Source organism: Sulfurimonas sp. ST-25 (assembly GCF_048079205.1).
Lineage (GTDB): Bacteria > Campylobacterota > Campylobacteria > Campylobacterales > Sulfurimonadaceae > Thiomicrolovo > Thiomicrolovo sulfuroxydans.
In genome coordinates, this window is record NZ_CP182225.1 from 658726 (window position 1) to 684207 (window position 25482).

The following is a 25482-nucleotide window of genomic DNA, read 5'->3' on the forward strand; positions in this document are numbered from 1 at the left end:
CCTAGCATAAAAGTGTAAAAGGGGATTGAAGAAATGGGTGAAAAAATAAGCTCAAAGCTCCGAAGCGGGTGCTTCGGAGAACGAAATTACTTGATAATTTCGAACGGGTTGACGACAACTTCCTTGCGGGAAATTGTGTACGGGATGATCGCAGCGGAACGTGCACGCTTGATCGCGATCGTGACCATGTCCTGGTGGCGCTTGCAGTTGCCTGTCAGGCGGCGCGGCATGATTTTGTAGCGCTCAGAGAGTGAGTGCTTGAGGCTAGAAGCATCTTTGTAGTCGATGAAGTCGACTTTTGCTTCACAGTATTTGCAATAACGTTTTTTATATTTGCGTTTTTCTGCCATGGTTTTTTTCCTTGCTGTCTATTATTCTAGAATGGGATCTCGTCTTCGTCGATGTCGATCTCGGGAATCGTGTTCTCCGGCATCTGCTGTTTCGGCGGCTGGTAGGCATTCTGCGGTTGTGGCTGCTGCGGCGGCGGGTTGTAGCCCTGCTGCGGCGCATTGTATCCCTGGGAGCTCGGGGCGTTGTAGCCGCCGTTGCCCTGGGGAGCGTCGTATCCGCCCTGATCGCCGCGGGAATCCAGCATCTTCATCTCTTCGACGTTGACCGAGTGTTTCGAGCGTTTCTGCCCGTTCTGGTCCGTCCACTGCTCAAGCATCAGTCGCCCTTCGACGAGGACTTTACTCCCCTTGCGAAGGTACTGGTTTGCAATCTCGCCGCTGCGGCCGAAGAAGGTGATGTCGATGAACATCGTTTCATCCACCATCTCGCCGTTTTGTTTCTTGAACTTGCGGTTGGTCGCAATGCCGGTTTTGGCAATGGCCATACCGCCTTGCGTGTAACGAAGCTCAATGTCGCGTGTAAGATTACCTACCAGAATGACTTTGTTGAACATATGGAAACTCTCCTAACTGCTTAAGAAGCGGCGCTTTCGCTGCTCTCTTCGGTTTTCGCCGGCTGTTGCTTTGTCTTCTCGACCAAATCGTTCCATGCTTTGACTTCGCGCTTGGAATCGTATTTGATCGTGACGTAACGGAGGAGTTCCTCGTTGATGCGGAAGCGGCGTTCGATCTCCGCGATCGCAGACGGCTCGATCATGTAATAGACAACGTGGAAGTAACCACGCGGGCTTTTTTCAATCGGGTAGGCCAGTTTGCGCATACCCATCTCGTCGCGTGCAACGATTTCGCCACCGTTTTCAGTGATGACGGCTTCGATCGCAGCGATGCTGTTTTTGATCTCTTCTTCTGTCAGGGTCGGTTTGACGATGACAAGGTTTTCGTAATGTCTCATGTAGAGTATTTCTCCTTATGGTTTCATCCCTTATGGCTCTCGGTCACGGACGATTCCGCGCGATAATATGCATTGCGTCGCAAAGCACAAAGAGTAAGGAACGCGCAATAATACATAATTACGGCTTAATTTAAGGTGAAATTCAGACGTTGCGCTTCGGGAGCAACGGCGACGGCGCACCGCAGGGGGTTCGGCTGCCCTTTGTCGCGCCTACAGGAGGGATTGGACTTTCAGGAAGGTCGCGGCGAGGAGGGCGCTTTTGCTCCCGCCGCCCGCCGATTTCATCTGCAGCTCCGTGTCGCCGAGCAGGCTCATCATCCGGGTGTATTGCGGCTGTTTGAAGCGGACGCTCTGCTGCGAACGCGCCTGCTCGATGCGCGGGGGGAGTTTATAGCCGAGGATCTTGGCCGAATCCGCGGCACCGTTCAGGCGGATGGAGGCGTAAAAGAGGTAGAGCTGGGCGATGTGGTTCGAGAGCGCCGTCAGCAGCCGTATCTCATCTTCGCCGTGTTCGAGCAGGCGGCGCATCAGGGGAACAAAATCCTGTTTCTGCAGCAGCGCGTCGATGAGCTGGTCGACTTTGACCTCGGCGACGCCGTAGACGAGCTCGTCGATCTCTTTGATGCCGATACGCCCCTGCAGCAGTGAAAATTTGTCCAGTTCGTTGATGGTGAGGGCGAGGTCGCCGTTTTGCGATTCGAGCAGATGGGTCGCGGCGTAGGGGTCGAGGTTGATGCCGCGTGCGGCCGCCTCGTTCAGCACGATCTGGCGCGCCTCATTGGGGAAGGGGCGGAAGAGCCGAACGTCCGCACCGCCCGATTTCGGGCCGAAGGCAGTGGTGGCGCTTTTTTTGAAGTCGGTGCCGAAATAGGCGTAGATGAAGAGGTTGCCGGGGTTCTTCTGTACCAGGTCGATCAGGGCAGTGAGGTCGTTTTTCGGCAGCTTCTTCTCGCTCTTGACGATAAGAACGTTGCGGCCGCCGAAGAGCGAGCCCTGCGACAGGTGCGCCTTGGCGCTCGAGAACTGGTACTCGTCAAAGTAGACGCTGAGGATGTTCGGGTCCTCGACGGCGGCGAGCTGCTTGGTGTAGTGCTCGATCAGGAAGTGGCTTTCGCCGTAGAGCATGACGGCCCCGGGGGCCTTGCCCTGCCGGATCAGGTTGTCCAGATCCTGCCGCTTCATTCGCGCTCCTTGGAGAGGGTCGCATGGGACTCCACGGTACGGACGTAGGTCGTATGGATCCGCGCGGTGGCCAGGCTGACGTTTTCGATGCGCAGTTCGATGTCATCAAAGAGCATGACCGGCTCGTTTGTGACGACTTTGACCTTGGCGCCGCGCAGCGGCCCGGTGATCTCGGCACGCAGTTCCGGGTCGGTGGCGTAGACCCGCGCCGGGAAGACCTCGCCGATATGCCCGGCGGCCCAGCGGGCGAATTTTCGGTCCATGAAGCGCAGTTCGATGTCGCTGGCTTCGCGCTCCTTGTCGCTGATGGCGAAGCAGAGCGCGTCGATGTTGCGCAGGACGTAGGAGCCCTCCTCCTTGTCGCCGCGCTGGATCGCTTTGAGCAGCCGGTGGACGATGAGGTCGGAGTAGCGGCGGATGGGGGAGGTGAAGTGGGTGTAGCGCTCGAACCCCAGCCCGAAGTGGCCGACGTTGTCCGGGGCATAGCGCGCCTGCATCTGGGAACGGATGATAAGGGTATCGACTTCATGGGCGATCCCGCGCTTTTCGGCTTCGTGCTGGATGCCGGTAATGGTCTCCTTGAGGCTCTCTTTCTGCTCGGCGATGATCCCGATGCCGGCCAGTTCGGTGTAGAGGCTCTGCAGCTTGGCCGGGCTCGGGGGTTCGTGGATACGGAAAACACCGCGCTCGTACATCGCCGCGGCGGCTTTGTTCGCCAGCAGCATACAGTCCTCGATGAGGGCGTGCGAGGGGGTCTCCTCAGCGACGGTCGTCTCCACAATGTTTTGCGCGTCATCCAGGGCCATCTCCAGCTCTTCGGAGCGGAAGTCGAAACCGACTTTGAGGCGCTTTTCGCGCAGGGCATCGGTCAGTTTGCGCAGTTCGAAAAGGTTGGCGATGACGGTCCGTTCGTCGTCATTCGCCGGTGCGGCCTTGCCGGGGGCGTCAAAGAGCGCATCGACCTCCTCGTAGTTGAAGCGGCGCTTGGAGTGGATAACGGACTCGAAGAGTTCCGTCTCGACGACCTCGTGGCTCTCCGGGTCGAGGACCATTTTGAAGGTGTAGGCGAGGCGGTCGACGTGGGGCTGCAGAGAGCATAGCGTCTCGGAAAGCTCGCGCGGCAGCATCGGAATGGAGCGGTGGGGCAGGTAGATGGAGAAGCTGCGGTAGATCGCCTCGGCATCGATGGGGCCGAAGGGGGTAACGTAGGCGCTGACGTCCGCGATGGCGACATAGAGGGTGTGCGCGTCGGGCAGGTAGCAGACGGCGTCGTCGAAGTCCTTGGCCGTGACGGGGTCGATGGTGCAGAAGGGGAGGCTGCGCAGGTCCTTGCGCCCCGGAAACTTCGAAGCGTCGACTGTTTTGTCGAAACTCGCGGCGAGTTTTTTGACCTCGTCGTCGAACTCGTCATGCTTGTTGTACATCGCAAGGACGATCTTCTCGTCCACCAGCGGGTCGGCCAGGTTGCCGAGGACCTCCATGATCTCGCCGTTCTGGTTATTGACCTTGAACAGCGTCCCCTCTTCATACCCGGCAAGGGCCTCGGCGCTGAGCGGCACCCCGGCGGGGTAGTCGTTGCGGATGTCGAGCACCGATTTGACGCCGTTTTGGATCTTGATATAGGCGACGCTGAAGGTCTCCGCCCGTCCGACGACGGCGACGAGCTTCGCCGAGGGTCTTCCCCGGCGCCCGAGCAGCCGTTTGACGATGACGAGGTCTCCCTCCTTGGCATCGCCCAGGTCGTGTTCGTCGATAAAGAGGTCGCGCACGTTCGCGCCGAGAACCTGCAGGTAGGCGCCGCTGCCCGACTGGTTCATGGCGATGGCGCCGGCACGATACTGGGAAGGGAGGCGGTAGACGCCCTCTTCAAGGACGACGAGGCCTTCTTGGAGCCACTGCGCAACGAGGGGCTTTTCGTCTTCGGCAACGTCCTGGGCATAGAGTCCGACGGTCAATCTGACAAGGAGTGATTTCATGGAGGCTTTCGATTTTTTACCAGATTATAGCGTATGGGATAACTTATGCTAAAATTTTCGACTACCCAATATTAAACACAATAGGAGAAAAAGCATTGCAGTTTATTGATAGTGAAGCGGTATTGAAACAGCTCGGTTATGCACCGAACGAGGCACTCATGGAACAGGTCGGACGCATTGAAGCGAATACGGCCGGATATGACAAGATCCAGAAGCATATCCTTGAGCTGCACGAGCAGCTGAAAGTCGATGACAGTTTCGTGGCCCTTTCGAATACGCGCGACTGTTTCAAGATCAAGATCGAGGCACCGAGCGACGAGCGCAAAGCCGAAGCCCTGGAACGCCTGAACCATTTCACCGAAAAATATAAGATCGACCTCGAACAGGTCCCGGGAAAAGAGACCTACTACATCCTGGGGTACAGCAAGTAAATCATGCGCGTTGAGCCGATGATACCTCAGAAATGCAAGGTGAGTGACCGCACGTTGCATCTGAGTAAAATAGCTGAGATAGGAGGGAGGTTCAATTTTGTCCAAAGTTGAACCGATGACCCCCGAAGGGTACGACCTCCTTGTCCGGGAGTTCAAATTCCTCAAAGAGGTCGAAAAACCCCGCGTCAACCACGAAAAACAGGTGGCGGCGGAGCTCGGGGACCGCAGCGAAAACGCGGAGTACCATGCCGCCAAGGAGAAACTCCGCCACATCGACAAGCGTCTTTTCTATCTTAACGGCATGATCGAAAAGGCCCGGGTGATCGATCCCGAAGGCCTCGACCACAGCCGGGTGCATTTCGGTGCGACTGTCACCCTCGAGCGCATCGAAGACGGGAAGGAAGAGCGCTATACAATTTGCGGAGTGCTCGAGAGCGAACCGGAGATCGGACTTATCTCTGTGCACGCGCCCCTCTCCCGGGCGGTTATGGGCAAAACGGAGGGGGACGAACTTACGGTGAAGTTGCCCGCCGGCCTGCGCGCGTACGAGGTGATCACTATCGAGTACATTCCGCTTTTTTCATTGAAAAAACAGATCCGAAGCGAGGCGGATTTCAGTTTCGCCTGAAAAGCGCTTCCTCTGCCGTTCTCCCTCAGCCGGCACCACCGGAATTTCAACTCCCCTTTGCTATAATCCTTTCCACTATTTATGCGTAAGGAAATGCAGTGAATCAGCCACTTGAAAACATAGACGAGCTTCTGGCCCAGCACAAACTGTCCAAGCTTGATTATGCCCACATCAAAGAGATCCTCGGGCGCGAACCGAACCTGGTAGAACTCGGAATTTTCTCAGCGATGTGGTCGGAGCACTGTAGCTACAAATCCTCGAAAAAGCACCTCAACGGCTTCCCGACGAAGGCGCCCTGGGTCATCCAGGGGCCGGGCGAAAATGCCGGTGTTATCGACATCGGCGATGGCTACGCAGCCGTCTTCAAGATGGAGAGCCACAACCACCCCTCCTTTATCGAACCCTATCAGGGCGCGGCAACGGGTGTCGGCGGGATCATGCGCGACGTCTTCACGATGGGTGCGCGCCCGGTTGCAAGCCTCAACGCCCTGCGTTTCGGCAGTGTACATGGCGACGATGCGTCGGCACACCACCAGCGCTTCCTGGTGCGCGGCGTCGTCGAGGGGATCGGCGGCTACGGCAACTGTATGGGGGTCCCGACGATCGGCGGCGAGATCAGCTTTGATGAGTGCTACAACGGCAATATCCTCGTCAATGCCTTCAATCTCGGCGTTGCCAAGGCCGACGAGATCTTCTACGGCCGTGCGGAGGGGATCGGCAACCCGGTCATCTACGTCGGCTCCAAAACGGGCCGCGACGGTCTCGGCGGGGCGGTTATGAGCTCCGACTCCTTCACCGAGGAGTCCAAATCCCTGCGGCCGACAGTCCAGGTCGGCGACCCCTTTACGGAGAAGCTGTTGCTCGAAGCGTGCCTGGAACTCTTCAAGACCGACTACGTCATCGGTATCCAGGATATGGGGGCGGCGGGGCTGACGTCGAGCTCCTTCGAAATGGCGGGCCGTTCCGGTTCAGGGATGATCATGCACCTCGACCGTGTCCCGGCACGCGAAGAGGGGATGACGCCGTACGAGTTTATGCTCTCCGAGTCCCAGGAACGGATGCTTCTCTGCGCGAAAAAGGGAAGTGAACAGGCGATCATCGACATCTTCGAGAAGTGGGACCTCGACGCCGCCGTCGTCGGCGAAGTTACCGCGACGGGCCGCATGGAGCTCTTCTGGCATGGCGAGAAGTGTGCCGACGTCCCGGTCGACCCGGTCTCCGAAGAGGCGCCTATTCTCGACCGCCCGACGGCACGCCCGTCATACCTTGACGCGATCAAGGGCGTCTCCATCAACGATTTCGAGACGCCGTCCAATCAGGAGGCCTTTGAAACATTGATGGCTTCCATGGAGGTCGTCGACAAGGCGTGGGTCTACGAGCAGTACGATTCCATGGTCCAGACGAACACCGTCAAAAAAGGGGGGATGCTCGACGCCTCCGTCGTCCGCGTCAAAGAGAACGGCCGTGCCCTGGCCATGAGCTCGGACTGTAACGTCCGCTACTGCTACGTCGATCCGAAGGGAGGCGCGGCGGCCGCCGTCATCGAAGCGGGCCGCAATGTCGCAATGAGCGGCGCGCGTCCGCTGGCCATTACCGACTGTCTGAACTACGGCAACCCGGAGAACCCGGAAGTGATGTGGCAGTTCGCCGAAGGGTGTCTGGGGATCAAAGAGGCGTGTGCAGAGCTTAACACGCCGGTTATCGGCGGCAATGTCTCCCTCTACAACGAAACCAACGGCGTCTCCGTCTTCCCGACCCCGGCGATCGCGACCGTCGGCGTCAACGAGGACGAGAACAAAGTACTGCTCTCCTCTTTCCAGAAAGCGGGCAACCTGCTTTACCTCGTCGGCGAGACGAAGAGCGAGTTCGGCGGTTCACTCTATATGAAAGAGCTCTGCAACACCGTTGCGGGCGAGATGCCTGCGATCGACTATAAGAAGGAACTGGCACTCTGGGACCTCGTCATCGAGGCGAACAAGCAGGGCCTGCTCTCCTGCGCGAAAGACCTCAGCTCCGGCGGGACAGCGGTCGCGCTCGGCAAGATGGCGGCAACAAGCGGCCTGGGCTGTGACGTCACCATGACGGTCGCGGATGCGCGCGACATCTTCTCCGAGAGTATGGCCCGTGCGATCATCGAGGTCGCGCCGGAAAACGCGGCGGCCTTCGAAGCGATGGCCGGCAGCCTCGCCTTCGAGAAGATCGGTATGGTCGGCGGTGACGCTGTCCGCATCAACGACGTTTCACTCCCGCTCGCGACACTGGACGACCTCTACTTCAACACCTTCAAACGCGTCGTCGAGCAGGATATCTAACCCCACCCGCACGATACTGTAACCTCCTCTGATACCTCATGTCGGCGTTAGCCGGCATGATAGAAAAAGCCCCCGATTCCCAGCGTAAAGACAAGATTACCGTAGAGGGAGTGCTCAATGGCGCTCATGGCGACGGAACGGGTACGCAGATAGGTACGCATAAAGAGCACACCTCCCAGAAAACTCAGGATAACGGCGACGGGATTGCCGAACACACCGTGTACCAGGGAAAAGAGCAGGGCGTTAAACAGGATGAGAAGCCGCCGGTCGGCGATGAGGTGTTCAAACCGGTAGGTGAAAAAGCCCCGGAAGACGATCTCCTGCGCCAGGGCGGAGAGCAGCGGGTAAAGGAGCATCACCAGCAGCCACAGCCCCGGCCGCTCGCGGGGAAACGCAAAAAGCAGTCCAGGGAAAAGAGCCCAAATCGCGACATCCAATAACGTTCCCAAAATGATGAATCGGACAAGCACCCTCAAAAGTTCGTTGCCGTCGATATGCCACCGCAGATGCGTGTTACCCTCTTTTCGCAGTCCATAGAGGGCATAGAGCATGCCAAGCCACAGCAGCGGCATGACGGCGAACTTCGGCAGCAAACCCGTGATGATCAGCATCGGAAGTGCGAAGTAAAGCAGCACTGTTTCGAACAGGAGACGGAGCCGGGAAGAGATCACGGTGTCGGTAAAGGGGGGCACGTCTGTTCCATTTTTTATCGAAAATTCTTTTGAGTTTCAGGGTGCCCTTTTCAGGGCACGTTGATTGCTCAAAGGAGCAGTGTGGCCGTCACGAAGCCGCTTTGCCCTCCGCCGTCGTTGACCTGCTGGACACCGATGGTGACGGTACGCCCGGCACTCTGCGGGAGGGGGAGTGAAAGCGAATCGAACAGATGGTAGTTCTGGTAAGGGGATTGCGCCCGCTGCTCTCCGGGAACAGCTTCCGCAGCGAAATCACCGGGGGTGCTGTCAGCCCACCAGACGGTGTAAAGACCGGCAGAGAGTGGATTGGTAAAGGTCAGCTTGATCATCGTACGGTTATAGAAATCGACGCCGAGAGGTTCGGCAATGAACGGCGGCGGAACCGTGGGAGTTACCGGGATGCGTACCGCCCGGACGGTATTGCCGGCGGGGCCCACTTTTCCAAGGGCCTTGAGGCGCAGATGGTACGCCACAGTGTCGGATACCCCGTCGGGGCCGGGGAGAGGGTCGGGCACGTTGAGTTCGGTCGGAAGGGTTGCGGGGTCGAACTCTGCGACTTTTGTCCAGAGGTCAAGATGCGTCGGCATCTGATGGAGTTCGGCGGCTCCGGCAAGAAAAAGGGTAGTGCCGCCGTCTCCCGGTTCAAAGAAGACGTCGCTGCCCGAGACGCCCGTTACTTCCGCTTTGAACGGCGGGGCGACGAGGAATCCTCCCAGGAAATCGTCCAGTGTACCTGCCCCCGCAACGGTGGTGCGGTAGCGGTTGGCGCCGACGTAGACCGGTGCGGACACTGTGACCGGTTCCAGACGGGGCTGACCCGCCGCGCCGCTCTTTTGCCGGTAGACATGCACCTTGGCCCCGGCATCTTCTTTGATGACTTTGTCGGGCAGCCAGCCGGGGAGCGCCGGCGATTCCGTTTGGCGTATCAGGGTTGCGGTCCCGCTCTGATAGCGTGCCTCTACCAACGGCGGGGCCGGCGGTTCATACCCAAAGGAGAGGCCGGTCCATGGCGACCACATACTGAAGGTGCTTTCGCGATCCCACGCATCGGTGGCGCAGATCCTGCAGCGGACTTGGACATCATGGAAAGGGACTTCCCGGCGCCGGGTCAGGTTGCCTTCGCCCGGCAGCTCATCGGGAAAGCGGGTGCGGTTCTCGATACTCTCCTTTAGCAGGTCGCCCCCGATAGAAGGGCTTTTTGAAGTCTCCTCTTCAAGACGTACTCCCAGGGCATCTGCAGCCGTCTGTTGCCAGTGCAGGTTGTAGCTGGCCTCGAAGACGGGTTTATCCGTTTTGGCATCGATGCCGAAATGCACTTTGGGATCACCGTAGAGGGGCACACCGGGCGCAGTAAGATCGGCAACGGGACGGGAGAGACAGATGACGAGATTGCTGGGGCCGACCCGTTTGTCTTTTTCTCTGACGCGGTAGACGGCGGTCTTGCCCGAGGGTATCTTGTCGAGCAGCAGGTCACGTTTGAGATCGTCTATCTTCGGCCACTGGGTCCGGGGGCCGTCGAAAAAGCCGTGCCCGAACAGAAGGGCGTGTTCCCATCGAAGGGCTGCCATCATGCCGAAGATCTCCCAGGGGGAGGCTTCCCCATCTTCAAGATCGGCCGGGTCCGAAGCCTGACCTTCCTGTGCCGCCGTGACAAACTCCTGCCACTCCGCCGCATCGAGGGTCGTCGGTATCGAGCTGCGCGGTGCCACGGCTGCCAAGTCGGCATCGAGGGTCTTTTTGACACGGATACGGGCAATCTCCTCAAAGGAGAGCCCCCGGTCATCGAAGAGGTCGAGGCTGCGGAAGTTTTCGAAACGACTTCCCATGCCGAGCAGTTCAAACCGGTCCATGTCTGCCGCTTCGACCAGGACGACCTCCCCGTCGGTGACGCTGCGTTCGGCCACCAGGGTGTCCGTCGCGCTATCAAATACCCGAAGCCGGGTCGACATGCCGCGATAGGTAAAGCGGACAGCTTGGACGGGGGCCGGCAGCTTAAATCGGCAGACAATCAATCCGTCGGGAATGATGTCGCCGTGCACGTTCCACCAGCTGGCGGGCACACTGAGCAGCGCCGTCGATTCGCCGGGGGTTTCCGGTTTGCGGGGGGAGAGTTCGTCCATCCATGCCCGTTCGACGATGATGGTATCGGGCAGTCCGAGAAAACCGCCGGAACCGTCCGGCGCTTGCAGAGGATAGGACCAGCGCAAGCGGTGGCCTGTGGGTGCATCGTCGACCCAACCGAGTCCTGTAAGATAGAGTTTCATTCCATGCCTCCTTTATCTGACACGTCGCTGTCGAGCCCAACGTCGGGAGCGGACGTTTTCGGCACGTTTTTGGTTTCGGCTGCGGAGAGGGTACGAATGGCGCTCCCAAGGTTCTCCGGAAGGTCGGCAAGGCGTTTTGAGACGTTTTCAAGCTGCTTCACGGCGGAAGAGAACGCATCCAGCGCGGGCTGATCCGGTGTTTGAAGCGGCGGTGTCGCGTCGCCTTTGAGGCGTTCTTTGATCCAGTCAGGGTCGACCCGGGGGTCGATCAGGACATCGATGATGTCCCATGGGATATCGTAAATGACAACAAGCCGTTCGAGCAGCCCGGCAGGAATTTCGATGGGCGAGGCCGGCAGCGGCCACCGCTCCCCGAACGGCTGTATGAACGTCAGGGCAATCTGCTCGGTCGGGCCGCCGACGGCCGGTGAGGGGCGCAGGCGCGGCAGCCCCGGCAACGTCGTGTCAAACCGGAGTGTCAAGGTATATTCGCCGCGGGGCAGCCGGGTGCGGTGCCCGGCCAGCCCCCCGACCAGGAATGCGGATGTGGCATCCGGACTCGGCAGGATTTCGACGGTCAGTTCAAGAGGATGGCGCAGCTCGTATCCGGTAGGGCAGTCGCCGCTCTGTTCGACATGTCTGATCTGCAGCGACGCTTCGACACGGCGCCAATCCACCGGTTCGGGTGTTCGGACCCACAGCGCCAAAGGACGGCCGCTGCCGTCGGTGACAGCCTCTATGGTCGTACTCTCGACGGTATCATTGATCCCGTCGAGCATATCGCCGCTCCCGTCATTGAAGCGGGCGCCGGATGCCGCAGCGAACCGCGCGAAGCGCTCGGCACTGAGAGCATCAAGGGGGCTGATCCACTGTGTCATCGCGCTCGGGAGGCGCCAGTTGACGGGCGGGACACTCAGCTCTTCGGGGTAGAGAGGTTGGATCAGATCGCCGTTGCCGATCAGTCGGTCGTTCTCGAAAACAGGGCGGAATGATTCGGCGACAGAAAGCGTTTTCCGTGCGAAAATCGGATCGACACGGTTTCCTTTTCGCACCGGACGGTGGGGCTTCTGATACGAGACGGGGATGATGGAAGGGCAGCAGGCACTGTCGGTGCGCCCGCTGGGGTTGTAACGCACGGTGAGACACCGGCTGTCCCAGTCGAGGTGCTCTGTGAAGGAGGCGAACATGGAGACATAGCAGTTCCAGCCGTCGAGCTTCACCTCGCCGCGTTCGGGGTGATCGAACGCAAGGGCCACCGCGGCCGGTCCGCTTTGGGCCAGGAGGTCGGGAAGGACGATCTCCTGATCCGGCGAGACCGTGCCGCAGTGTTCCGCTATCCATTGACGCGACTGCCCCGGGAGGTAGGAGTCGCCGTCACCGTTCGGACCCGGAATGAGGTCTTGGACGACGGTTTCCCCGCTTTCCCAGACGATGCGCATCCGCAGTGGATTGAAGATCGCGTCCATATAGGGGACCAAGAAGCGTACTGCCGGTCGGTAATCCTGGTAAATCGGGAAACCGAATCCGTACATCGTGGGGTTCCAGGGCAGTGATTCGTCAAAAAAGATCCGATTGTCACCGATGGTGGTGGAGCGGATATAGGGACGCAGGGTTTCGGGGAAGTCAATGTTGAAGGTATCGTTGAGTTCCCATTCGGTCGTTTTACTGCTGGGCAGGCCCCCGCCGGGATACTCCGCAACGGAGGTGCCGGAGAGTGACACGGCGTACCGGCCCGGTGTCAGGACAACTTTCTCCTGCCAGTTACAGCTGCGTTGGCGTGCTTCAGTATAGCGTACGGCATAGAGCAGCAGGTCGCGATCCTTGCTGCCGGACGAGATGACAATGGTCGCTTCGGGTTGCGGCAGCTGAATGGTCAGGGCCATCAGCTGCAGACTGTCGTAAGGACTCCAGACGACATCGGATACGGTAAAGACACCATACTTGGTCTCAATCCGCATTTTCCGATCGTATTCGAGATTTCCAACCAGATACAGCGTGATCTGCTCTACTTCGACAGGGAGGTCGGTCGCCGTACGGAAAGCAAGTTCAAACCGTTCGCTTTTAAAGACCCGAGTCGGCAACGCCGGCTGGAACACCGTTTCAAGCGAGCCCATGTTCTGAATGGGGTCGACGAGCATCTCATTGAAACGTCGGGGATTGATGAAGTGCTCCTCCGCGCCGTACCCGAAGTTCACCTCACAGGTACGCCCCGGGGTTTCATAGGTGCTCTCTATCGTATCCACGTGGGGAACAACCCAGGCAAAGGGGTCCTGGCCGTTGATGTGCAGCCGTGCGGTATCGCCGCCCGGTCCTGCCGCCCAAACCGCCTGGATGCCGGCGACGGTCGTACCCTGGGCGATGTCGGTCACTGTGAGGGAGTCCAGACGGTGGGTGACGGTGTAGCCTCCCTCCGTGGCAGCGCTGATGACGGAGCCGACAACCTTGCCGGTCTGGTCGATGACGCGAGTGCTGAACGGTATCACGATCTCGACGTCAGGCCAGGCCCCGCGCGCTTCGGCGTTGAACTCCCACTGCCGTCCGGTCAGGGCATGCAGCAGCGCCGGTTTCATCGCGCCGCTGTCCGATTCGGCCCCCCGTTTCCAGGTCCCGGCCAGCAGCGGCGAGGCGACGGCAGGCGCTTCGGGCTCTTCATCCCCCAGGGTCAGGGTCTTTTCGCCTTTGATATCGGGGATTGGCCAGGGAAGGTTCAGTTTGTATTTAAAGGTGACATCCAGTTCCGTCGGATCGGGCGTATGTCCCAGGACCTCCGCCGCGCCGCTCAGGGCAAACTTGAATTTCCACACTTTGAGCCCCAGCTCGCCCCAGATCTTGAACAGCCCTTCGAGCAGGACCGGGTTCCATCCGATGGTGGCGGCGACGGCCGCGCCGATCCGGGCGAAGAGGGTGATGATACTCCACTTCCACTCGCCGCCGATCGAAATGCCGGCGCCGAAGGCCATGCGGTAATTGTTGATCATAAAGAAGAGTTCGGCGCGGAGCAGGTCGGAGAGGATTTTGCCGCTGATCTGCTTCTGCTGGGTACCAAGGTTGATATACCAGGTAGTCGGGTTCTCGAAGGAGAAGAAGGCGTCGAGCACCCCGTTTGCACGGAGCAGATAGGTCTTTCCCTCTTTGGGAATGTTGACCTTGACACCCATGCCGAGCGCCATGGAGGCCGAGGCAATGTCGACGACGATGTACCCTTCGACCTGCGCCGAGTCGCTGGAGATCAGCTTGCCCGTACCACCCAGGATAAAGACCGGTCCCGGGGTCAGCACCGCCAGACCGATCGGCTCGAGTTTGAGTACGTAGCCGTTGTCCGCCAGGGTGACCAGGTCCGTTCGGATGCCCACGCCCACGGCTGTCTGGTCGATGGGGCCGGCCTGCCAGCGGTCGAGTTCCTTGTTCTTTGCCCAGCGGACATAATCATTGGCGGCCGGGTCGGTGACAGGCAGGCCGTTCTTTTCGAGACGGGCGATGAAATTGTAGGCGAAGTCGCCTCCCATCCCGGCGAGTCCCAGGCCGGTACTGCCCAGTGGGACGGGTGCCGGAAGGTCGACATCCAGCCCGATCATGACGCCGCGGTCGCTCAGGCCGCCCAGGAAGAGGTCCAGGCCGAAACCGGCGGGCTCTATTTTCAGCGCGCCGCGTCCCATCCAGACCCCGTCGTCATATCCCAATCCAAGCTGGGCATTGAAGACCTTCTTTTTCCTGATCTTGAGGTCGCCCATGACGGTAATCCATTCGATGATGGTGATGGGAGAACCCCCGCTCATCAAATCGACGTCCGTAGAGATGGTGACCTCCACACGCATAAAGACCGATTCCATCCCCTTGAACAGGGGAATGCGTCCCCGGATCAGAAAGGTGATATGGTCTACTTCCGGATCGGATGTGGCGGTATAATCCGTCACCCGTACCAGCGGTGAGGATGCCAGCGGCTTTTCGCTGCCGACTTCACTTGCAAGCTCTTTGAGCTTGGTTTCAATTTGCGTTTCTCCCCATGTGGCGATATCTTCCCACATGTCTCGGAGAGCCTGCCAGATGATTTCCCTAAAAAGATTGTCAAGCCATTGATCCATCGTTCCCGCCCCTTTGCGTTTGCCTGCGTTCCGTTTGACGTTTCCCTAACGACTCCTACCGTGAGCTATGCCTATTACGCCCCTGCTGTATGCATACTAAAAAACATACATTCATATTAATAATTAAAAAGACGTACTTGATAATTCTACAAGTTGTAGCTTAAAAGATGCAACAAGATGCCGTGTATAAGTATTGGGAGGAAAACGGGCGTGGCCGGAAGGGATGGCATCGTCGGGGGGCTTGCTGTGAAAAAGGGGAGAGGGACGGTCGACGGAGTGTCAGCGCATTTTGAATGCCAGCGTGAAATCCTCGTAGTCCAGGTAGGTGAAGCGGAAAAAGAAGCTATCCAGACGCTTGCAGCACTTTGTAAAGATATTGGTAGACTCTGCTTTCATGTGTTCCATCATAGTACGCTTCTATTACCTCCGGGGGACAGATCCGCAACCGTTTGATAACATCGTGGGAAAAGCAGTGATGATAGACATCGGTCCCGAAACGATCAAAGCGGTGCCGAAGCAGCTACTGGTGTCGCTCGGCGATGCGGCGGAACTCCTCTTTGAGTGCGAGGAAGACGTCGACGATCTGCGGGTCGAAATGGCTTCCCCGTCCCTCGACGATGATCGCCTCCGTCTCTTCAAAAGAGAAGGGCTCTTTGTAGTAGCGCCGGCTGATGAGCGCATCGTATACGTCGGCCAGGGCCATCAGACGTGCCTCGAGGGGGATCGCCTCGCCCGAGAGTCCCTGGGGGTAGCCGCTGCCGTTCCACTTTTCATGGTGGCCGTAGGCGATATTGCGGGCGACACGGAGCATTTCGTTGTCGCGGTAGCTGTTAATGGCGTTGTCGAGCATCTCCTTGCCGTAAGTCGTATGCAGTTTCATCGTCTCGAACTCTTCGGGGGTGAGCCGGCCCGGTTTTTTGAGGATATGGTCCGGGATGCCGACTTTGCCGATGTCGTGGAGCGGTGCGGTATGAAAGAGCTGCTCGATATAGGTGTCGCTGAGTATCTCCCGGTAGGAGCCCTGCCGCGCCATGGCCATGGCGAGAAGCCTGACGTAGTTTTTGGTACGGATGATGTGGGCGCCCGTCTCCATATCCCGTGTCTCTGCGACGAGGGCCATGCTGTCGAGGGCCGCCTGGTGGGAGTGGCTGAGCTGCTCGTAGAACTGTTTGCGCTGGGTATAGCCTTTGACCGCAATGGCGAGGGCCATAATGATAAAGCTGACAGCCAACGGGGTCAGGAAATAGCCCGGGGCGATGTAGAGCGATTGGGTCAGCGCGGTGACGGCGGCGGCGCTGTAGAACAGTGTGACGGCACCGAAGAAGAAGATAATGGAGAGGTAGCGTTTGCGGCGGAACAGGATGAGCGTTGCCAGGGCGCTCAGAAACGAAAGGACCATATTGACGGGGGGGAAGACCCCGGGTTGGGAGATGAGGTCGCCGTTGAAGAAGTTTTCGATCAGCGTCGCATGCATAAAGATCCCCGGCAGCACTTCGTCCGGGGCAACGGTATAGCGGTCGTGAAGTCCCACGGCCGTCGCACCGACGAGGACGTATTTACCCCGGATGTCGGCGGGGTCTACCCGGCCCTGCAGCAGGTCGACGGCGGAGATGCGCCGGTAGGTGTCCGGGGGATAGAAGCGGAGCAATACATTGGTATGGGCATCGGTGTAGAAGGTCCGGTCACCGAGTGTTGTCCGAAGGCCAAGGGGGCTGTCTGCAAGGCGCATTTCGGCAGGGAAGCGTCCCGAGGTCAGCAGCATCGCGACGGCGAGAGCGGCGACGGGTTTGTGTTGCAAGCGCATAACAAGGGGCATCCGGCGGAAAATACCGTCACGATCCTCGCGGGCATTGATAAAACCCGTAGAGCGACTCTGCCTCTGCAGGGCGGGAATGTTGCAGAGCAGCCCTACCCCGGTATAGAGCGTATCAACCCCTTCGGCATCGATGCGGTAGCCTGTATCCTTGAAACAGGCAGTGTCGTTGCTGTCCCACCGATTTTTGAGGTAGAGCGGCAGCAGCAGTGGAAGGTCGCTGATCGTGTCGGCCAGGAGGGTGTCGTTATCGTACAGCCACTCCGGGAGCCCTCCGATCTGCACGGAGAGACCGAAATAGTCGCGGTAGAAACGTACGAGTTCCCGGGGGGAGGTGCGGTCGTTTTCAGGGAAGATGACGTCCGCGGCGATGGCCGCGGGCTTGTAGGTGCCGATCTGCTCAAGCAGCTTGGCCGTCAGGACCCTGGGCCAGGGCCACTGTCCCAGCGCTTCGAGGCTTTTGTCGTCGATCTCGACGATCATCGTCGCCGGTTCGCCGAGCTGCGACGGAGCGACGACTGTGGCGATCCGTTTATAGAGGTCGTAGAGAAAATTGTCGCTTTGCTGCAGCAGGGCGGTCGGGTAGGCCGCCAGATAGAAGAGCAGCGTCGACAGCGCGACTGCGACGTAGAATTTCCGCATGACGCTACCGGATCGTCATCACGACACGGCGGTTTTGCGGTTCGGTAGTATTATCCGGCGTCTGCACCTGGAGGAGATACTCCCCCAGTCCGTCGGTTTGGCATCGGCGCATCGTGACGTCCCGCCGTTCGAGCATCGTTTTGAGCGCCGAAGCCCGTTTCTCCGAGAGGGCGAGATTGTACGACTCGCTCCCCGTCGTGTCGGTGTAGCCGGTGATGGTGAGACGCAGGGGGCTGAGCTCCCGGAGCAGCGGAAGGATTTGGGCAAGATCGTGGCGCGATTTCGGTGTCAGGCCGGCGCTGTTGTTCTCGAAATAGAGAGTGAGGGTCAGAGGCGGAGGCGGCGCGACGGCGAAGGTTTCAGCGTCCTCGGCGGTCAGCTCTGCGTCTGAAACCGTTTCAGGAGCACTGGGGGCCTCCGAACTGCTTTCCAGTCTGGTACCTTCGTAGGGGGTGTCGATGGTGAGACTTCCACCTTCCGTGGTGACGATGATGGCGTTTTGGCTGCTTTTGTTATCAAGCAGTACGACCTCCGTACCAGGGTGATCCATCACCAGAGCCGTGACAATGAGGACGACGGAGACAAGGAGGACTTCGATCATATCAATGCACCTTTACGAAAAAGCGGGTACCGCGTACCCCTATCGTCCCCTCGGGAACTCTGAAAGTGACGGATTTTGGGGAAACTTTCCCGATTTTACCGGTTTCGACGATGGCGCTTCCCTCTTTCAAGAAGAGGTCGAACCGGTACTTTTTCCGGCTCGGCTCGAAGAGGTAATCGTCGATCTTCAGCACGCTCTTGTTGCCCAGGGCGACCGTGCTGCCGTCGTTGAAGAGAATGCTGAGGGCACCGTCGCTCCCGGTAAAGATGATGTCGCCCCGGTAAAGCTCCTCACCGCTGTCTGAAGGGGTAATGACATCGCCGCCCCGGCGGATGCCGACCTCGTTTTTCAGGTTGTCAAGCACGGCGACACTCTCCGCAGACCAGAGCGTGATGCTTATCAGACATAAAAGAAGGATTCGTTTCATTGGGTCACCTTGCAAGGGGTGCATGCTTTTTTTAGATTGTATGACAATCCGTGTGAAAATGTCAAACGACGCGCTATGATCGAAAGAGATTGACGAGCAGTGTCAGTACGATGCTGATAACGACCATCGTGGTAATGGGGATGTAGATGCGGGAGTGTTCGTTTTCGATACGGATGTCGCCGGGGAGTCTGCCGAACCATCCGAAAAAGCCCGGTAGGAAGTGCAGCAGAAGGCCGACAACGACCAGCAGGGTGCCGGCGATGATCAGCCATTTTGCCGTCATAGGTTGACTGCGACCTTGTAGGTGGGGTCGGTGACCTCGTAGGTGCAGTGGGGACCGGCGGCTTTGAGAAGTTTTTTACAATCTTCGCTCAGGTGCCGCAGCGTGAGCTGCTTGTTGGCATCTTCGTACTTGCGGGTGATCGTATCGATCGCTTCGACGCCGGAAGCGTCCATGACCCGGGCGTTTTGGAAGTCGATCACGACGCGCGGGGGGTCCCGGTCGATCGTAAAGGCGTCGAAGAAGCTCGCCGTCGAACCGAAGAAGAGGGGGCCGTCAAGTTCATAGACTTTCGTGCCGTCCGCTTCGACCTGGCTTTTGGCGTAGATGCGCGCATGTTTCCAGGCAAAGACAAGGGCGGAGATGATGACGCCGGAGATGACGGCGATGGCCAGGTCCTCGACGATCGTGATAAGCGTGACGGCGACCATGACAAAGGCGTCGGAGCGCGGCATATGCCGGATATGGCTGAAACTGCTCCACTCAAAGGTCCCAATGCTGACCATGAACATAATGCCGACGAGCACGGCAATGGGGATGACGTTGAGCACGTCGGTGAGCGATGCGACGAGCACCATCAGGCCGACGGCGGCGGTGACGCCAGAGAGGCGGCCGAGACCGCCGGAGGTGTAATTGATGATGGACTGGCCGATCATCGCACACCCCGGCATCCCGCCGAAGAGTCCGCAGGTCATATTCCCGGTTCCCAGCGCGATACACTCCTGGTTGCCGCTGCCGCGGGTGCCGCTCATCTCGTCAAGGACAGCCAGGGTCAGCAGGGACTCGATTAGGCCGACAAGGGCCATGATGACCGCATAGGGGAGGACGACGAGGATGGCGCTCGGGTCGAGGATGAAGTCCGGAATGTGGAAAGAGGGCAGCTGACCTTTGAACGCGGAGAGGTTCGCCATGTCGCCGACGGTACCGGTCTGGAGGCCGAAAAGGTAGGCGACGAGGGTGAGCGCAACGATGGCGACGAGGCCGGCCGGGACTGCTTTGGTGTAGCGCGGCAGGACGAACATGATCAACATCGTGATCGCTACGAGGGCGTACATGATGACGCCTTCACCCTCAAAGAACTTGAACTGCGCCGTTGCGATGACGATGGCTAGACCGTTGACAAAGCCGTACATTGCCGGCTGGGGGACGAGGCGGATGAACTTACCCATCTTGAAGACGCCGAAAAGGATCTGGATCGCGCCGGTCAGCAGGGCGGCGAGAGTGACGTACTGCAGGACGCCCCAGGCGAGTTCCTCCCCGCCGAGCCCCTGCGAACGAAGCAATCCGGAGACCTCCAGGGTCAGGCCGATAAGGACGACGGCAACGGAGCCGGTCGCCCCGCTGATCATCCCGGGCTTGCCGCCGATCAGCGCCGTGATAAGGCCGAGGATAAAGGCGGTGTAGAGACCGACAATGGGGCTGACTTCGGCGATGAAGGCGAAGGCGATCGCTTCGGGCACAAGGGCGACGGCAACGACGAGCCCGGAGAGGACGTCGTTCTTGATGTTATCGGTACGGTAGTTCTGAAGGTTGAACATCAGGCTCCCTGCAGGCTCTCGAGCTGGTCGAGGATCTTGCGCTGTTTGTTCTGGGCGTCAACGAGGGCTTCGCGGTTGGTGGCGACGACCTCTTCGGGCGCGTTGGCGACGAAGCGCTCGTTATTGAGCATCCCCGCCAGTTTAGCGATCTCTTTTTCCAGCTTCGCGTTCTGCTTCTCCAGCCGGTCGATGATCGGCGCGAGGTCGATGGAGCCGGTCGGGATGAAGACCTCGACCTTCTCCCCGACGTCGCTGACGGCATTTTCCATCTTCTCGGTGACGAAGCCGACCTTTTCGACCTTGCCGAGGCGGCAGATGTAGGCATCCATCGCTTCGGATGTAACGGCATCCGTCTTGACGTAAGCCTCCTCGATCTTCTGGTTGCCCATGTCGATGAGGGTCTTTGCGCGGCGGACGGTGACGATGGCATCCATGATGACGTCGAACATCGCTTCGATTTGCATATCGCGTTCACCCGCTTCCGGGTAGCGGCTGATCATGATGGAGTTGCCGTTTTCAAGCGACGTGCCGGAGAGCTCGTGGTAGAGGTACTCGGTCATGAACGGCATGAACGGGTGCAGCAGCTTCATGGACGCTTTGAAGATGGCGCCCAGTTCCGGCACGCTCTCCTTGCTGACCTTGGAGAGCTCGATGCCCCAGTCACAGAACTCGTTCCACAAGAAGCGGTAGAGGACCGTGGCCGCATCGTTGAAGCGGTACTCGTCGAGGAAGCCGCGGGTTTCAACGACGGCGGCGTTGAAGCGGCTCTGCATATAGCGGCCGAGGTCGGTTGTGACCGTGATGTTCTCCAGGTCGTCGAAGGTTTCGACGTTCATCTGGAGGAACTTCGCCGCGTTGTAGAGCTTGTTGGTGAAGTTGCGGCTCAGTTCCAGCTTCTCTTCGCTGAGGCGGATGTCGCGCCCCTGGACGGCGAGGACGGCGAGGGTAAAGCGCAGGGCGTCGGCGCTGTATTTCTCGACCATGTCGAGCGGGTCGATGACGTTGCCTTTGGACTTGGACATCTTCTGGCCGTGTTCGTCGCGTACCAGCGCGTGCAGGTAAATGTGGTCGAACGGGAGTTTGCCCATGAAGGTCTCGCCCATCAGCATCATCCGTGCGACCCAGAAGAAGAGAATGTCGAATCCGGTGATCAGCAGGCTGTTGGGGTAGAAGTTCTTGAGATCGTCGCTCTCGAACAGCTTGTCCATGACCGGGTCGCCGTTGCCCCAGCCCAGGGTCGAGAAGGGCCAGAGCGCCGAGGAGAACCAGGTGTCGAGGACGTCGGGGTCCTGGACGATGTTCTTGGAAGAGCAATGCGGACAGGCTTCCGGTTCCTCCTGCTGCGTCGCCCATTCGTGGCCGCAGTCGTTGCAGTAGAAGACCGGGATGCGGTGGCCCCACCAGAGCTGGCGGGAAATACACCAGTCGCGCAGGTCGATCATCCAGGCGTTGTAGCTGTTGATCCAGTGCTGCGGGAAGAACTTGACGAGGCCGTCGTTGACTTTCTCGATGCTGCCGCGGGCCGTTTCGGCGCGGACGAACCACTGCTTGGAGATGTAGGGCTCGACGACGTTCTTACAGCGGTAACAGTGGCCGACCTGGTGAACGTGATCCTCGATCTTCTCGACGAAGCCTTCCTCTTCGAGGCGCTTGACGATGACTTCGCGCGCTTCAAGGCGTTCGAGCCCTTTGAACTCGCCGGCGAAGTCGTTGAGGATACCCTTCTCGTCAAAGACGGTGATGAATTCGAGGTCATGGCGCTTGCCGACCTCGTAGTCGTTCGGATCATGCGCCGGGGTAACCTTGACCATCCCCGTTCCGAACTCCATGTCGACGTGCTCGTCGGCGATGATGGGGATCTCGCGGTCGATGAGCGGGAGTTTGAGCTTTTTACCGATGAGGGCCTTGTAGCGCTCGTCGTCGGGGTGGACCATGACGGCGGTATCGCCGAAGTAGGTCTCCGGACGGGTTGTCGCGACGACGATGTGGCCGTTGCCGTCCGCGTAGGGGTAGCGGACGTGGTAGAAGTGGCCGTTGTGCTCTTCGTATTCGACTTCGATGTCGGAGAGGGCACCGTCGTGGGTACACCAGTTGACCATGTAGTTTCCGCGGACGATCAGCCCTTTGTCGTAGAGGTTGACGAAGGCTTCTTTGACGGCGGATTTGAGCCCTTCGTCCATCGTGAAGCGCTCGCGGCTCCAGGCGGGGGAGACGCCCATCTTGCGCAGCTGGCCGACCATGATCCCGCCGGACTCCTCTTTCCACGCCCAGACGCGCTCCAGGAATTTCTCGCGGCCGAGTTCTTCTTTGGTCGTTCCCTCTTCGAGCAGCTGTTTCTCAACGACGTTCTGCGTCGCGATTCCCGCGTGGTCCGTGCCCGGCTGCCACAGGGTCTTGTAGCCGTCCATCCGCTTATAGCGGACGATAATGTCCTGGAGTGTGAAGGTGAGGGAGTGGCCGATGTGCAGGCGCCCGGTGACGTTCGGCGGCGGCATCATGATGGCGAAGTTTTTATCCGCCTTTTGGATGGCTTTGTTCCCGTCGATTTCGAAGTATCCACGCTCCTCCCATATCGGGTAAAACGCTGATTCGACCGCTTTCGGATCGTAGCTTTTTTTGGACATTATTGGTGCCTTTTACAGTAGATATTGGCTTAAAAATTACGCGGATTATAGCGAAAGGGAGGTAAAGGGAGAATTGCGGTGCTTGTCTACCCGTCAGGCGCGCTGCTTGGCGTCTTGAGAGATGGCAGCCTGGCTAACGTTTTAAATAGTATGGCTTACATTACGGGAAGCGTACATTTAGACCCTGGCAACTATAATGGGCGTACTAAACGGGAACAGAGGCCAATGGACACATCTTATCTCTACATCGTGGCAATGCTACTGCTTGTTTTATACGCTATTTTTATTTTCAACGGCTTTGTCGCACTACGGATGCGTTCGGAAGCGAGCTGGTCCGATATCGACGTGCAGCTCAAGCGCAGGCACAATCTTATTCCCCGTCTTGTCGAGGCGGTCAAAACGTATGCGGCCTACGAACGGGCGATCATGGAAGCTGTCGTCGAGGCCCGTACCAAAGGGATCGAAGCGCATGGCGTTTCTGAGCAGAGCAGGGCGGAAAAACATCTGACGCATGAGCTGAGACAGCTGCTAGCGGTCGTCGAGAACTATCCGGATATCAAAGCCGACGGCACGTTCATGAAACTTCAGCATGAGTTGGTGGCAATAGAAGACGCCATCCAGAATGCCCGGCGCTATTACAATGCCGTCGTCAGGGATTACAACACCAAGATCGACTCTTTCCCGGAGATGTTGATCGCAAGACCGTTTCGTTTCGTCCGCAGGACGTATTTCGAGTTGGAGAATCTTCAAGAAGCAATGGTACCGAAAGTCGAATGGTGACGCGCTTTCTTCTGTTGCTGGGACTGCTGTTGGGTACGGTATCGTATGCAGGCGAGTCGATTGACGACTACCGCATCGAGCTTAGTTTGCATCAAAACGGCAGCCTGGATGTGGCAGAGCGGATCCGCTACAACTTCGGCGGTGAGATACGACACGGCATCTTCCGCGATATCCCGCTTGCTTTGAAAACGAAGGAGAGTTCGGCCGCAAGGCTCGATATCGGTTTGGAAAAAATAGATGTTCTGGCGGACAATCGCAAAGTTCCTTTCGAGGTGACGAATTTCCGTAGCAACGGCGGCGGAAAGGTCCGCGTAAGAATCGGAGATCCGGCCCGATATGTTACGGGAACGCATCTGTACCGGATCGCTTACGGCGTCAAACGAGGAGTGACGATGGAAGGGTCGGACTATGTATTGCGGTGGAATGCCGTCGGAACCGAATGGAATATCCCAATCCATGTCGCAACCGCTACCGTGCACTTGCCGCAGGCGCTTTCACAGGCTAACGTCAAGCTGGCGGTATTTACGGGGCGCTACGGATCAACGGCCTCTAAAGCGACCCAGCAGTGGGTTGATGACCGCACACTACTCGTTTCAATGACGGGACTGGGAGCGCATGAAGCATTGACCGTCGAGGCGGCGTTCGCACGGAGCCTTCTAGGCGATATCCCGTATCTTATGCACCCCGAACCTGTCCGTCCGCAGTTGAAGAGGGCAGTCAAGCACAAGTATAAAATACCGGCGTATGAAGCACAGGCGTTTATACTGACAATGATTTCCTGGGGAGTCGCCGCTTTGCTGTGGCTCCTAATGCACTGGTACTGGTACGTTTATGGGAGGAACGTGCTCAATCGCAGTATTCCTGTACAGTATGCAGCCCCGAAAGGCTTCGGTGTTTTGGAGTCCGGTATCCTTTTCAACCGCTTTTCTGCCGGCCGGCACTTTGCCGCGGCCATCGTTGACCTGGCCCGGCAGGGCTATTTGGGGATTTCGCGGGATCACAAAGGTGTATTCCTGGAGAAATCGGATGTACCGGGAAAGAAACATACCCCCTTTCAGGAACGTCTTTATCAGTTACTCTTTTTCCGCGGGAAACGTTTCGATATTTCAAAGCCTCCGCGAGGCAGGATGGGGGTTTTTCTCGGGGGGATTGGCAGGCTAAAACGGGACCTTTCCGCGTGGACGGAAAACGACGGCTATATGCTGGAAGGACCCCGCTATGCCAGAAAGGCTTTTCTGGTGATTTTCGGTATTTTATGCGGGATATTCACCGCGGTGGCAATGTTTTTCAGCTTTTTATATGTCGGGGACGAAGTGACCATGATCGTCTTCATTCTCGGTGGATTCGGAGTGTACCTGCTTACCAGGGCGGCGCTCGCAGGGGTCTTGTTCGTCTTCTTTTCTGCAATCAGCATTTACGTGATTTTCTCGGAGGGAGGTTCTGTGCTCCCTTACGTTACGCATACCCCGTTCCTTGCCCTGATAGTTGTTTTTTTGCTGCTTCTGGTCTATTACCGCAACATGGGTAAATATACTGAAAAAGGTCTAGAGGTGTATGCGCGGCTATTGGGCTATAAAGAGTTTATCAAACGGGTTGAACTGGACGAGATACGACGGAGGCAGGAGGAGGACCCCGCGTTTTTGAGCCAGGCCCTGCCGTACGCTATGCTTTTCGGCTATGAAAAAAAATGGATTGGTTTTTTCAAGAGCCTTGAAACAGATATACATGATTGGCATCGGGAAGAGCCCGCACTGGTACTGTCCGCGTTCTCAAGCAGCGCTTCGTTGATGGAGAGCAGTTTCGGAGGGGGTGGAAGCTCCGGCGGTTCGGGCGGGGGAGCATCCGGCAGCAGCTCTTCCGGCGGCGGTTCCGGCGGTGGTGGCGGCGGTTCGTGGTAACGGTCGCAGC

19 protein-coding genes are annotated in these 25482 nt (G+C 58.4%); 5 read left to right on the top strand and 14 right to left on the bottom strand.

The annotated features are described in order from the left end of the window. Positions 1-86: 86 nt before the first annotated feature. The 5 genes from rpsR to ACM66T_RS03370 form a co-directional block, all read right to left on the bottom strand. Entirely contained in the window at positions 87-350 is a 264-nt protein-coding gene (rpsR, locus tag ACM66T_RS03350; protein ID WP_231020385.1) for a 30S ribosomal protein S18, read from the bottom strand. A 26-nt stretch (positions 351-376) separates the two neighbouring features. Then, the gene (locus ACM66T_RS03355; RefSeq protein ID WP_231020386.1) at positions 377-904 is read right to left on the bottom strand and encodes a single-stranded DNA-binding protein; all 528 of its coding nucleotides are present in this window, start codon (positions 902-904) and stop codon (positions 377-379) included. 20 nt (positions 905-924) lie between these two features. After that, on the bottom strand, positions 925-1302 hold the full coding sequence (gene rpsF / locus ACM66T_RS03360; RefSeq protein WP_231020387.1) for a 30S ribosomal protein S6: 378 nt from the start codon (positions 1300-1302) through the stop codon (positions 925-927). A 210-nt stretch (positions 1303-1512) separates the two neighbouring features. Next, complete coding sequence (gene holA, locus ACM66T_RS03365) at positions 1513-2484, bottom strand: DNA polymerase III subunit delta (protein ID WP_231020388.1); 972 nt, start codon at positions 2482-2484, stop codon at positions 1513-1515. Further along, entirely contained in the window at positions 2481-4460 is a 1980-nt protein-coding gene (locus ACM66T_RS03370) for a ribonuclease R family protein (RefSeq protein WP_231020389.1), read from the bottom strand. Before ACM66T_RS03370 ends, holA begins: the two co-directional genes overlap by 4 nt. Positions 4461-4555: 95 nt before the next feature. On the opposite strand from ACM66T_RS03370, the gene ACM66T_RS03375 reads away from it, so the two are divergent. The 3 genes from ACM66T_RS03375 (at position 4556) to purL (ending at position 7831) form a co-directional block, all read left to right on the top strand. After that, positions 4556-4891 (top strand): hypothetical protein, encoded by a 336-nt coding sequence (locus tag ACM66T_RS03375; protein WP_231020390.1) that lies wholly within the window; start codon positions 4556-4558, stop codon positions 4889-4891. 97 nt (positions 4892-4988) lie between these two features. Next, positions 4989-5519, top strand: coding sequence for a transcription elongation factor GreA (gene greA / locus ACM66T_RS03380; RefSeq protein WP_231020391.1), 531 nt, complete (start codon positions 4989-4991; stop codon positions 5517-5519). A gap of 98 nt (positions 5520-5617) precedes the next feature. Then, on the top strand, positions 5618-7831 hold the full coding sequence (gene purL / locus ACM66T_RS03385) for a phosphoribosylformylglycinamidine synthase subunit PurL (protein ID WP_416768774.1): 2214 nt from the start codon (positions 5618-5620) through the stop codon (positions 7829-7831). A 47-nt stretch (positions 7832-7878) separates the two neighbouring features. On the opposite strand, the gene ACM66T_RS03390 is transcribed toward purL, so the two are convergent. The 9 genes from ACM66T_RS03390 to ACM66T_RS03430 form a co-directional block, all read right to left on the bottom strand. Continuing rightward, complete coding sequence (locus ACM66T_RS03390) at positions 7879-8523, bottom strand: CPBP family intramembrane glutamic endopeptidase (protein ID WP_231020393.1); 645 nt, start codon at positions 8521-8523, stop codon at positions 7879-7881. Positions 8524-8591: 68 nt separating this feature from the next. Then, a complete protein-coding gene (locus ACM66T_RS03395; protein WP_231020394.1) occupies positions 8592-10787 on the bottom strand; it encodes a hypothetical protein in 2196 nt (731 codons plus the stop codon). Continuing rightward, positions 10784-14869, bottom strand: a complete 4086-nt coding sequence (locus ACM66T_RS03400) for a hypothetical protein (RefSeq protein ID WP_231020395.1) — start codon at positions 14867-14869, stop codon at positions 10784-10786. The genes ACM66T_RS03395 and ACM66T_RS03400 overlap by 4 nt, the downstream gene beginning before the upstream one ends. A 520-nt stretch (positions 14870-15389) precedes the next feature. Then, positions 15390-17324: a CHASE2 domain-containing protein gene (locus ACM66T_RS03405; protein ID WP_231020396.1), complete on the bottom strand. Its 1935-nt coding sequence runs from the start codon at positions 17322-17324 to the stop codon at positions 15390-15392. 4 nt (positions 17325-17328) lie between these two features. After that, on the bottom strand, positions 17329-17925 hold the full coding sequence (locus tag ACM66T_RS03410; protein WP_231020397.1) for an OmpA family protein: 597 nt from the start codon (positions 17923-17925) through the stop codon (positions 17329-17331). 1 nt (position 17926) lies between these two features. Further along, a complete protein-coding gene (locus tag ACM66T_RS03415) occupies positions 17927-18352 on the bottom strand; it encodes a FecR family protein (protein WP_231020398.1) in 426 nt (141 codons plus the stop codon). 73 nt (positions 18353-18425) lie between these two features. Further along, entirely contained in the window at positions 18426-18635 is a 210-nt protein-coding gene (locus ACM66T_RS03420; protein ID WP_231020399.1) for a DUF2905 domain-containing protein, read from the bottom strand. Next, positions 18632-20170 (bottom strand): SulP family inorganic anion transporter, encoded by a 1539-nt coding sequence (locus ACM66T_RS03425; protein WP_416768775.1) that lies wholly within the window; start codon positions 20168-20170, stop codon positions 18632-18634. Before ACM66T_RS03425 ends, ACM66T_RS03420 begins: the two co-directional genes overlap by 4 nt. Further along, a complete protein-coding gene (locus ACM66T_RS03430) occupies positions 20170-22794 on the bottom strand; it encodes a valine--tRNA ligase (protein WP_231020401.1) in 2625 nt (874 codons plus the stop codon). The genes ACM66T_RS03425 and ACM66T_RS03430 overlap by 1 nt, the downstream gene beginning before the upstream one ends. A gap of 225 nt (positions 22795-23019) precedes the next feature. On the opposite strand from ACM66T_RS03430, the gene ACM66T_RS03435 reads away from it, so the two are divergent. Then, entirely contained in the window at positions 23020-23574 is a 555-nt protein-coding gene (locus ACM66T_RS03435; RefSeq protein ID WP_231020402.1) for a LemA family protein, read from the top strand. After that, positions 23568-25472 (top strand): DUF2207 domain-containing protein, encoded by a 1905-nt coding sequence (locus ACM66T_RS03440; RefSeq protein ID WP_231020403.1) that lies wholly within the window; start codon positions 23568-23570, stop codon positions 25470-25472. Before ACM66T_RS03435 ends, ACM66T_RS03440 begins: the two co-directional genes overlap by 7 nt. Positions 25473-25482: the final 10 nt, after the last annotated feature.